This is a genomic window from Rhodococcus sp. NPDC056516, assembly GCF_042794655.1.
Taxonomy (GTDB): Bacteria; Actinomycetota; Actinomycetes; order Mycobacteriales; family Mycobacteriaceae; genus Rhodococcus_F.
Window position 1 is genome coordinate 17445 of sequence record NZ_JBHTTG010000014.1, and the last position, 12979, is coordinate 30423.

Annotated in this window: 1 protein-coding gene; it reads right to left on the minus strand. The window is 61.8% G+C overall.

Going from position 1 to position 12979, the window contains the following annotated elements:
- Nucleotides 1-46: 46 nt before the first annotated feature.
- On the minus strand, nt 47-12979 hold a 12933-nt coding region (locus ACFQ6Y_RS30205; RefSeq protein ID WP_378640502.1), incomplete at its 5' end, for an amino acid adenylation domain-containing protein.

Here is a 12979-nt window from a genome sequence, read left to right on the forward strand (position 1 = left end):
CAGTGTTCTGCTCGGCCGGAGGCGTTCACTGGGCAAATACTGAATGTTACCCGGCCGTACCCCCATGGCCCGCTGACACCGACTGTGCGTCAGCTATCACCGAGCTCACAAGTGTGGCGAGTCCGTCGACGCCGAGTGCCGGCAGGATGCCCGGAACAAGGCCGGCGAGCGACACTGATACCAGAGCATCGGGGGCCAGAGCGGCTCCCATGGCGGTACGCATGGCAACGAGTTTGGTCGACAACTCGCTGAAGGTGACCGTCTGATCACCGTGGGTGAACGCAACTGCCTCAGGATCGGCGGCCGCCGCCGCGGCTGCCAGTTCGGGCAGATCTGCCGCGGACTTCGGCTCGGCAGCACTCGCTTCCTCGCGTTCCTGCTCGGTCACGATGTCGATCGTACGAATCACGACCTCGGGATCGGTCACCAGTTCGTCGAGCACTCGCCCGAATCGCGCCGCGAAAAGCGCGATGGTCGATTCGTCGAACAGGTCGGTCGCATAGGTGAAACGCATCCTCAGCCCGGACAGCACCCCGGCATCATCGAATTGCTCGATACCGGTGAGCTGCAGATCGAACATCGCCTGGTCGAATCCGTTGTCGACCGCAGAGAGTTCGAGGCCCGGGAGTTGGAAAGTACCGAGAGCCATGTTCTGGAACGTGAGCATGACCTGGAAGAGCGGCGAGTATGCGTGAGAGCGCTCTCGCCCCAGTTCGTCGACCAACCGCTCGAACGGGACGTCGGCATTGGCGAATGCCGACAAGTCCTTGTCCTTCACGTGTGCCAGAAGGTCGACGAACGTCGAAGCAGGAGCGATCTCCGTTCGCAGGACCAACGTGTTGACGAACATCCCGACAAGATCGTCGAGAGCCCGTTCACCTCGGCCCGCGATCGGCGTACCGATTGCGATGTCGTTCGATCCACTCATCTTCGCCAGCAGCACGGCCAGGGCAGTGTGAACCACCATGAAAACGGTCGAGTTCTGCTCCCGTGCGATCGTGGCGAGCCGGTCCGTGGTCTCGGAATCGACCGCAAACTCGAATTCCGCACCGCGCATGCTCGCCCGCGCCGGCCGCGGCCGATCGGTCGGCAGTTCCAGAAGCTCCGGAGTGCCCTTGAGCTCGTTCACCCAGTACGCGAGTTGACGGCCCAGCTGACTGTCCGCGTCTTCCGGCGATCCGAGCACTTCACGCTGCCACAACGTGTAATCGGCGTACTGCACTTCGAGCGGAGCCCACTCCGGCGTCTCTCCGCCGGAGCGCGCGGTGTACGCAACCATGGTGTCTCTGATCAACGGAGCCATCGAGAAGCCGTCACCGCTGATGTGGTGAATGACAACGACGAGGACCCGCTCGGATTCGTCCACCTCGAAGAGACGGATTCGCAACGGAACGGCTGTCGTGACATCGAAGCCCTCGCGAACTGTGTCAGCCACCTGCTCGGCGACCGACGCTTCGTCGGTCGCGATCACTTCCAGTCCCACCCTCGCTGCGGAGCGAGCCAGGATCATCTGAACCGGTCCGTTGCCCTGGTCCGGGTATACCGTCCGGAGCACTTCGTGACGCTCGATCAGATCCGACACCGCGGAGTTAAGCGCGTCGACATCGAGTGCGCCGGACAGCCGGATCGCGACCGGGATGTTGTACGCACCCGATGTCTTGTCGAACTGATTGAGCACCCACATACGTTGCTGCGCCAACGACAGCGGGATCTCGTGCGGACGCACCTGAGCCACCAACGGTGGGCGGCCACCAGATCCCGCGTGTTCGAGAACCCTCGACGCCAATGCCCCGACATTCGAGGCCTCGAAGATCACACGGACCGGAATCTGCGCGTCCAACGCCTCACCCAGCCTCGACACGACCTGCGTCGCGACGAGAGAGTTTCCGCCGAGCTCGAAGAAGTCGTCGTCGAGTCCGACCCTCGCGACACCGAGTACGTCAGCGAACACACCCGCGACGATCTCTTCGACGGGGTTGGTCGGCGCACGGAATTCGGTCGCCTCGAATTCGGGGTCGGGCAGGGCTTTGCGATCGACCTTGCCGTTGATGTTGAGCGGTAGTTCGTCCAAGACCATCAATGCCGCCGGCACCATGTAACTCGGCAACTCCGCCACAAGAGTCCGCTTCAATGTTTCGACATCGATGCTTTCCCCGCCTTGAGGAACGACGTAGCCGACAAGTCGATCACCGGTACGCGCATCCGACTTGGCCACCACCACAGCGGAGTCCACGCCGGCCTGTTTGCGAAGAAGCGCTTCGATCTCGCCGAGTTCGATGCGGTAGCCACGGATCTTGACCTGGAAGTCGGCGCGCTCCACGTAGTCGAGTTCACCGTCTTCCGTCCACCGGACGAGGTCGCCGGTGCGGTACAACCGCGAACCCGCGTCACCGAAGACGTTGGCCACAAATCGTTCCGACGTCAGATCCGCACGTCCGTGATAGCCGCGAGCAAGCTGGGCACCGGCGAGGTAAAGCTCCCCGGTGACTCCGACGGGGACCGGATGCATACGCGTGTCGAGCACGAACACCTGAGTGTTCCATTCAGGGGCACCGATCGGCACCGAGGTCGTGTCGCCCGAACCGACGACGTGCGCTGTCACCGAGACCGCGGCCTCGGTCGGACCGTACAGATTCACCAACTGCGCGTCGCTGAGTTCTGCGAACTCGGTCGCGGTCGCGGCCGGCAACGCTTCACCGATCGCGAGCACCTGACGGAGGGATTCCGGAAGGCGATTTTCGGACGCCGACTGCAACATCGCGAGCATCGACGGCACCACGTGGAGCGTCGTGACCTTCTCCCGGGTCATCAGGTCGAGCAGGTAGCTCGGGTCCTTGTGACCTTCGGGTTCGGCGATCACCAGTCGTGCACCGGATGTCAGTGCCGACCAGAACTCCCAGACCGAGAGGTCGAAGGTTGCCGCGGTCTTGAGCACCATCGCATCGGATCGGTCCAGGCTGTACTGATCGCGCTTCCAGAGAATCTGGTTGACCACCGCCCGATGCGAGATCGCGACGCCCTTCGGCCGCCCCGTCGATCCCGACGTGAAGATCACGTAGGCGGTGTTGTCCACTCGCAGTGGAGCACTGCGATCCGCATCGGTAACCGTCGCTTCCGCGTAGGACGCGAGATCGATCGTGTCCACCTCGATCACGGAATCACCGAACGCCGGATTCTGCGCAGTGGTCGTGGCCGTGAGGACGCAGACCGGATCTGCCATGGTCAACACGTACTCGATGCGGTCCGACGGGTGGTTCGGATCGATCGGTACGTATCCACCACCTGCCTTCAACACCGCGTACATGGCGACCAGCAGTTCGACCGATCGCTCGATTGCCAACGCGACCAACGACTCCGGACCGACACCGGTTGCAATTAGATGGCGTGCGAGTCGGTTGACACGTGCATCGAACTCGGCGTAGGTCAGCGACGTGTTTCCTGCGACCAATGCCACCGCGCCTGGGTTCGAACCGACCTGCTCGTCGAACAGTTCGACCAGAGTGGCTTCCGGGACGGAGTGATCGGTCTCGTTCCAGCGGTTCAGGATCCGGTCGCTCTCGGACGAATCCAGCAGCGCGAAGTCGCCGACGGTCAACGACGGATCGGACGCGATCTCCCCGAGCAAACGCACGAATCGATCGGCGAAGTCCTGCACGGTCGACTCGTCGAACAGATCATGCGCGTAGCTGAACATCGACGTGATGCCGGCTGCAGATCCGTTGGCGTCGTACCGATCACTGACGATCAACTGAAGATCGAACTGCGCGACCCCATTGTCGATATCGACGCCCTTGACGGTGAGTCCCGGAAGCTCGAGCCCTCCGGTTTCCATGTTCTGGAACAGGAAGCCGACCTGATAGAGCGGATGACGAGCGGTCGAACGCGGTGGGTTGAGCACCTCCACGAGTCGCTCGAACGGAACGTCCGAATGTGCGAATGCTTGAAGGTCGGTCTCCCTGACACGTCCGAGCAGGTCGAGGAACGGTGCACTGCTGTCGATCTGTGTACGGAACACCAAGGTGTTCACGAACATGCCGATGAGATCGTCCAGTGCCCGCTCACCGCGTCCGGCAATGGGTGTGCCCACCGCGATGTCCTCGGTTCCGGACAGTCGAGCCAACAACATCGCGAACGCAGTGTGCGTGAGCATGAACAGCGTCGAATTGTTTGCCCTGGCAAGACTGCTCAACCGAGCATGCAACTCTGCATCGATATCGAAATGCAGGTAACCGCCGCGGAAGGACTGCGTCGCTGGGCGCGGCCGGTCGGCGGGAAGTGCAAGCTGATCAGGCAGCCCGGCAAGAGCATCACTCCAGTACGAAATCTGCTGCGAAGCAATAGATCCCGCGTCTTCCTCACTGCCCAGCACCTCTCGCTGCCACAGGCTGTAGTCGGCGTACTGAACGTCGAGAGGAGCCCAGGACGGTGTGTACCCGGCAACCCGCGAGGCGTATGCGGTCACGACATCTCGAGCGAACGGTGCCATCGAGGAACCGTCGGCGGAAATATGATGAATCGCGACACCGAGTACGTATTCGTCGGAAGCCAACTGGAACAACCGGATACGAATCGGAATCTCGCGTGTGACGTCGAAGCGCGTCGACGCCAGCGCAACCAACTCACCTTCGAGCTCGTCCACGCCGGTCGGTTCTGCGACGATTTCGTCCGACCAACTCGACACGGGCTTGACGACCTGCACCGGACCGTCTCCGATTTCCGGGTAGACGGTTCGAAGTGATTCGTGCCGCCCGATCACATCAGAGATGGCCGCGCTCAGCGCCGAGACATCGAGATCACCCTGAAGGCGCAGCGCCATCGGGATGTTGTATGCCGCAGCGCTCCCGTCAAATCGGTTGAGGAACCACATACGCTGCTGCGCCAACGAAAGCGGAATCCGCTCTGGCCGCTCGACAGCGGTCAGCGCGACTCGCCCGCCCGAACCGGTCCGGCTTTCGGCATGTGCCGCGAGATCCTGCACCGTGGACGCTTCGAACAGAATTCGAACCGAAAGTTCGGTATCGAGAGCGTCGGCGATTCGCTTGATCGTGCGAGTGGCGTTGAGGGAGTTGCCGCCGAGCTCGAAGAAATCGTCATCGAGACCCACACGATCCACACCCAACACCTCGGCGAACACCGACGCAACGATCTCCTCCACCGCCGTCACCGGAGCCCGGAACACCGCAACCTCGAACACCGGCTCCGGCAACAACTTCCGATCCAACTTCCCCGAAGCATTGAGCGGCAACGCATCCAACACCACAAACTGCGACGGCACCATATACGACGCCAACCGCTCCCCCACACCCACCTTCACCACATCAACATCAACCGAAGACCCCACCGCAGCAGTGACATACGCAACCAACTGATCACGCCACACCACCACCACCACAGAACCCACACCCACCTGATCCCGAACCGCAGACTCGATCTCCCCCAACTCGATCCGCTGACCACGCAACTTCACCTGAAAATCACTACGACCGACATACTCGAGCTCACCCGACACACCGATCCACCGCACCACATCCCCCGTGCGATACATCCGCGAACCCACACCACCGAACGGATTCGCCACAAACCGCTCCGCCGACAAATCCACCCGCCCGTGATACCCACGAGCCACCTGAACACCCGACAAATACAACTCACCCGCAACACCCACCGGCACCGGACGCAACCGCGAATCCAACACCAACACCGACGAATTCCACACCGGAGCACCCATCGGCACCACCACACCCACACCATCAAGCGGACCCGCCGCCGTCGCATGCACCGTGAACTCCGTCGGACCATACAAATTATGAACCTCAACCGACGGCAACACCGACAACACCCGACCCACCACCGACGCCGGCAACGCCTCACCCGCCGCGAAAATCACCCGCAACGAACCCAACCCAGCACCACCGCGGCGCGAGATCGTCGCCTCCGACGTATCGACCACCTGATCGACGAACACCTCCAACATCGACGGCACAAACGACACCATCGACACCGACTCCGCCGCCACCACCGACGCCAAATACCCCGGATCCCGATGACCATCATGAGCAGCCACCACCAACCGAGCACCCACCGCCAACGGAACAAACAACTCCCACACCGACACATCGAACGTCACCGGAGTCTTCAGCAACACCACATCAGAACCCGACACCGCATAACGCTCCGCCAACCACGACACCTGATTGACCACACTGCGATGACTGACCGCCACACCCTTCGGCCGACCCGTCGACCCCGACGTGAAAATCACATACGCCGCATTCCCCGACCGCAACGGCGAAACCCGATCCACATCCGAGACAGGAGCATCCGAAAAACCAGACACATCAACAACATCAACCTCGACCACCGGCACCACACCAGCATCGAAACCAACATCAGAAGTACTGACCACACACACCGGCGACGACGCCGCCAACACAAACCCATTACGCTCCGCCGGCTGATCCGGATCCACCGGAACATACCCACCACCAGCCCTGAGCACACCGTAAACCGCAACCAACAAATCAACCGACCGACGAACCGCAACACCCACCAACGACTCCGGCCCCACACCCACCGAAACCAAATACCTGGCAAAACGATTCACCCGAGCATCGAACTCCGCATACGACAGCGACACACCCTCGAACGAGAGCGCCACCGCGTCCGGCGTTGCCGCCACCTGCGCAACAAACCCATCGAGCAACAAAGCACCATCAGTCAACTCGTGAACAGTGTCATTCCACCCCTCGAGCACCAACGAACGCTCAACAGAATCCAAAATATCTATGTCACCAACACGCACCGAAGGATCGGTGGCTACGGCGGAGAGCAGTCGAAGAACTCTGTCCAGCAACGCAGTTGCATAGTCGGCATCGAAGAAGTCCGGTAGGTACCGCAGCGTCAAGTGCAACTGCTCGTCGAGTGCGATCAGCAGAGTCAACGGGTAGTTCGTGGAATCGTCCGAAGCGATGTCGTCGATCATCATTCCGTCGAGAACATCCGCCTGTGCGGCGAGGCCCTCACGGTCGACCGGGTACGACTCGAATACAACCAACGTGTCGAACAGTGTTCCGACGTCCGCTGCTTTCTGGACATCGGTCAAACCGAGATAGTGATGATCAAGCATTCTCGCCTGCTCGATCTGGACCCTGGCAACCAATTCTTCGACGGACTCCGCGGCGTCGAGGCGCACCCGCACGGGGAGGGTGTTGATGAACAACCCGACCATCGATTCGACGCCGGTGAGCGCCGGTGGCCGGCCGGACACTGTTGCACCGAAGACAACGTCGTCGGTTCCGGTCAACGCACCGAGCAGGACCGCCCACGCGCTCTGCACGATCGTGTTGGCGGTGACCCCGAGTCGTGCGGCCAGAGCTGTGAGCGCCGTCGTTGTCTCCGACGACATCGACACGTTCAGCTTCTGTGACAGCGCGGTGAATTCCTGTCCGCCTGTGACCTGAGCAAGCAGCGTCGGCTCTTCGACGCCGGAAAGCGCATCCGCCCAGGCTGCGAGTGATCGATCACGATCCTGATCGACAAGCCACGCCAGGTAATTGCGATAGCTACGCACACGCGGAAGAACCGCGTCGTCACCACGCGTCGCGTACAGCGCCAACAGGTTCTGCAAGAGCAGCGGCACCGACCAACCGTCGAGAATGATGTGGTGATTCGCCACCACCAAGCGATAGTCCCCCTCCGCCATGGTGACGAAGGTGAACCGAATCAACGGCGGTGACGCCATGTCGAAGTGCGTCGCCTGGTCAGCCGTCAAAACTTCGTTCAGGGCTGCCTCACGGTCGACGGCCGCAATATCGCTGAGATCGATGTTCCGCCACGGGACGTCGACGTCCGCGAGGACTATCTGGACCGGCGTGCCGTCGTCGTCGGCCGTGAATGCCGTTCGCAGGTTCGCGTAGCGGTCGATGATTCCCTGTGCTGCAGTACGCAATCGGTCGGAATCAACCTTCCCGGACAGAGTGAGAATCATCTGCACCGAGTAGAGGTCGACGCTGGATTCCGCCAACATCGCGTGGAAGAGCAAACCGGACTGCAGCGGCGCCAGCGGCCAGATGTCGGTCACTGTTCCGAATCGATTCTCGAAGCCGTCGATATCCCGCTGGCTCACAGAGACAAGCGGCACGTCGGACGGCGTGAGTCCACCTGCTCCGACGGAGCGAGAATGCTCCGCCAGGGCAGTCAGTGCTTCGACCCAAATCTGTGCAAATGCCTCGACACTCTCGCCGTCGATGGCACCGACGGGGTATGCGAAGGATGCCTCCAGAACAGCACCGTCTGCGCCGTCGTTGACGATCGCATTGATGTCGACGACTTTGTTTGCGGGCATGTCGACGTCTTCGGGTGCTGACACGTTGGCGAAATCGCCGGCCGGCAGCCACCCGAGTCCCTCGACACCTGCCGGAAGATCCTCAGCGACAACTCTTCCCAAGTAGTTGAAGCTGACCTGTCCCCCGGCGAAGCGAGAAAGCACTGCGCGCGTGTCTTCGTTCAGGTAGCGCAGCAGTCCGTACCCGACGCCCTTGTCCGGGATCGCCAGCAGCTGTTCCTTCACTGCTTTGATCGCGCGTCCCGCCGAATCACCTCCGGCGAAAGCGTCACCCAGGTCTACCTCGGAAAGATCGAGACTGATCGGGAAGGCAGCGGTGAACCAGCCAACGGTCCTTGACAGATCCGCGCCAGGAATCACTGCTTCTTCGCGGCCGTGGCCCTCGAGTTGCAGCAGGGCAGATGACGAGTCGATTCCGGCTCGGCGACGCCACTCGATCAGCGCGAGTGCCAGTCCAGCGAGCAGGCCGTCGTTGGCGCCGCCGTTGAATACCTCCGGCAGCGTGGTCAGCAGAGTCTCGGTCACCTCAGCGGGGACCGTCACGCTTATCCGCTGAACCGTTGCCGCAACGTCGACGGCAGAGTCGTACGCCCTCTTGCCCAGCACCGGGTCCGGTGTCTGCAACACCTTCCGCCACGTATCCAGCTCGGCCACACGCGAATCGCGATGCGCCTCGTCGGATAGTGCGTGAGCCCAGCGTCGCATCGACGTACCCGTCGGCTCGAGAGCCACATCCCCCGTCGCTCCGCTCGCCCCGGCCATTTGAGCCGCAGCCGACACCAGATCCGGAACGATGATTCGCCAGGAGACCCCATCGACGATCAGGTGATGTGCAGCAATGATCAAGCGCCCGGTGCGAGTGGGACCGAAGTCGACCCACACGAACTGAACCATTACGCCGTCCGCCGGATTCAACCGGCCGAGAGCCTCGTCGAGGCCCTTGGAAGCCGTGAGAACAATTGTCGACTCATCCGCAGACGCATCAACATCCACGCGGCTGAGCAAATCCTCGACGTCCACGGTTCCAGGCTCGGAGACCGACATTCCCCATCCGCGACCGTCGGAGATCAACCGCGAGCGGAACATGTCGTGGTGGTCGACGACTGCAGCGAGTGTTCGCACGATGTCGGCTCGCTGCACTCCGAGTGGTAGCTCGAGAGTCATCGTCTGTGTGAATCGGTTGTAGCTGCCACCGCGCTCGACCATGAATCGTTCGATCGGCGTCAACGGCATCCAGCCGACTCCACCGCCCGGCAACTCCTCGAGCACCACCGCGGCCTCGACGTCGGCGGCATACTTCGCCACTTCGGCCAATGCCGCGACAGTCTTGCTCTCGAAGACGTCACTGGGTGCGAATACGACCCCACGTGCCTTCGCACGAGAGACGAGTTGGATGGACATGATCGAGTCGCCGCCCTGAGCGAAGAACGAGTCGTCGGTGCCGATGCGATCCAGGCCGAGAACGTCCGCGAAGATCTCGCTCAGGATTTGTTCCATCTCGGTGACCGGGGCGCGGAATTCCTTGGTCTCGAAAACCGGTGCTGGGAGCGCTTTTCGGTCCAGCTTGCCGGCCGGGCTGAGCGGCATGTCCGAGGAGACCATGACCGAAGCCGGAACCATATGGGCCGGCAGGGTTCTGGAGACGAATTCGATCAATTCCGCCGAAGTGACCGAAGCGTGCTTTCCGGTGAACACGTACGACACCAGTGCCGGAGCACCCGACGGCAGGGTCGTACCCATCGTCGCAGCGAACTCGACCTCGGGGTGTGCCGTCAGCGATGCATCGATTTCACCGAGTTCGATACGGAAACCGCGAATCTTGACCTGGAAATCGTTGCGGCCCACGTATTCCACTGCGTAAGTGGACGGTGCGGTTCCAGCGACCCAACGGACCACGTCACCGGTCCGGTACATACGCTCGCCGGGATTCCCGTGCGGGTTTGCCACGAATCGATCGGCACTCAGGCCCGGGCGACGATGATAGCCACGCGTGACCTGAGGACCGGACAGATAGAGCTCGCCCGAGACTCCGAGTGGAACTGGATTGAGTCGTGTGTCCAGAACGAATGCGGCCATGTCACCGATCGTGGCGCCGATGTCCATTCGGTCACCGGGCAGAAGCGGAACGCTGACGTTCGTCACGATCGTCGTCTCGGTCGGGCCGTAGACATTCAGGAACGTCCTGGGAGCCGATGCCGATGCCGATGCCGCCGAGCCTTCCCCTGTCGTCCACTTGCTGATCAGCTCTGGCGAATACGCCTCGCCGCCCACGCCTACGACCGACAGGTCGTCCAAGCCGCTCGGGTCCATCGACGCCAGAGCCGCCGGTGTGATGAATGCATGCGTGACTCGTTCACTACGGAACACCTCGGCCAGTTCGTCGCCGCCGTACACGCCAGGCGGGACGATGACCATCGCCGCGCCAGTGGCAACCGCGAGGAACAACTCGAGCATCGACGCGTCGAAACTCGGTGACGCGAAGTGCAACGTCCGCGAGGTGGGCTTCACGAGGTAATGCGCGGCCTGCGTGACACTGAAGCTCGCCAGACCCGCGTTGGTCGCGACAACGCCCTTCGGCAGTCCGGTCGTGCCGGAGGTGTAGATCACCCAAGCCGGATGAGCAGTCGTCAGTGGACGGACACGTTCCTCGGCAGCGATTGACGCTCCGGACACTCCGGCGGTCATCTGTTCGCCGAGCGGTCCGTCCACGACCAACCACTCGACGTCGTCGGTGAGATTCGGACGTTCGACGTCGAGGGTCAGGCCTACCTTCGCACCGGAGTCGCTGAGCATGTGCGCGATACGGTCTGCCGGATAGTGCGGATCGATCGGAACCACCGCTGCCCCGGTCTTCGACACTGCCCAGACCGCGAGTACCGATTCGACGGATCTCGGAATCGACACCGCGACAAGATCTTCAGCCCCGAGACCACGGTTGATCAAAACGCGGGCCAGCTTCGACGACCACTCGTCGACCTCGCGATACGTCATGGACCTACCGGCAGCGGCCTGCGCCGTGCCGGGGTAGCGCAATGCGACGTTGTCCGGGTAGCGCGCAGCAGCGTCGGCAAGAATCTCGGCCAACGGCGCCTGGGCAACTCCTGACGAAGCCCTCTGGCTCGTCAGAACTTCGCGCTCGGACGCGTCGAGGATTTCGATGTCACCCACTGCACTCGTGGAGTCCGCCGCAATTCCGTTCAGGATTCGCATCAGCCGTGCGGCGAATCCCCGGACAGTCGATTCGTCGAACAGATCCGTCGCGTACGTGAACGTCGCCGACAGTCCCTCCGCTACTTCGCTGATCGTGAGCTGCAGGTCGAACTTGGCCACAGTCTCGTCGATTGCGAACTCGGCGGCAGTCAGACCCGGCAGAGCCAACGAATTCTGCCCCAGGTTCTGGAACGCCAATGCCACCTGGAACAGCGGGTGGTGTGCCCTCGATCGAACGGGATCCAGAACTTCCACGAGCCGCTCGAAGGGAAGGTCCGAGTGCGCGAACGCCTGAAGATCGGTCTCTCGAGCCGACGACAGAAGTGTGGTGAACGGGGCCGAAGGATCAACCTCGGTACGCAGCACCAAAGTGTTGACGAACATTCCGATCAAATCGTCGAGTTCGGATTCACCTCGTCCTGCCATCGGCGCGCCGATGGTGATATCCGTTGTTCCTGACAGACGTGCGAGAAGTGATGCCAGCGCCGAATGGACCACCATGAACATCGACGCATTGTGCTCACGACCGACACCGATGAGCCTCTCGTGCAGTTCCTGGCCGATCGAGAATTCGAATGTTGCTCCCTGACCGGAGAATACCGCCGGCCGAGCCCGATCCCCGGGAAGATTCAACTGTTCGGGCACACCGTCGAGTGCTTGCGCCCAGTAAGTGATCTGCTGCGCGATGACGGACTGCGGATCCTCCTCGGACCCGAGAACCTCACGCTGCCACAACGAGTAGTCGGCGTACTGCACCGGCAACGGCGTCCAGGTCGGAGCCTGGCCGTTGGTTCGGGCGTAGTAGGCGGTCATGATGTCGCGGGTCAACGGGCCCATCGAGAAACCGTCGGTCGAGATGTGATGCACCACGAATACGAGAACATGCTCGTCGGCCTTGATCTGGAACAGCTTGGCGCGCAACGGAACCTCGGTTGTCACGTCGAAGCCCGTCGCCACGAAGTTCGCTACCTCGGAAATAATCTCCGAATCCGAGACCAAGGTTGCAGCGAGGTTCACGTCGACATCAGCAGGCGCAACGATCTTCTGATAGCCGACGCCGTCGACCTCGGGGTAGACCGTGCGCAGAACCTCGTGGCGGCCGATAACGTCGTGAACTGCCTGTTCCAGCCCCGACACGTCCAGTTTTCCGGTGAGAGTTATCGCAACCGGGACGTTGTTTCCTGCCGAGCTCGTATCCAACTGGTTGAGGAACCACATACGCTGCTGCGCCAACGACAACGGCACCCGAACCGGACGCACCTGCGCAGTCAACGCCGCACGCGAACCACCACCGACATGAGAACCCAAACGAGCAGCCAACGCCTCCACCGTCGACGCCTCGAACAACTCCCGCACCGACACCGAAGCATCCAACGCCTGACCCAACCGAGACGTCACCTGCGTCGCAATCAGCGAATTACCACC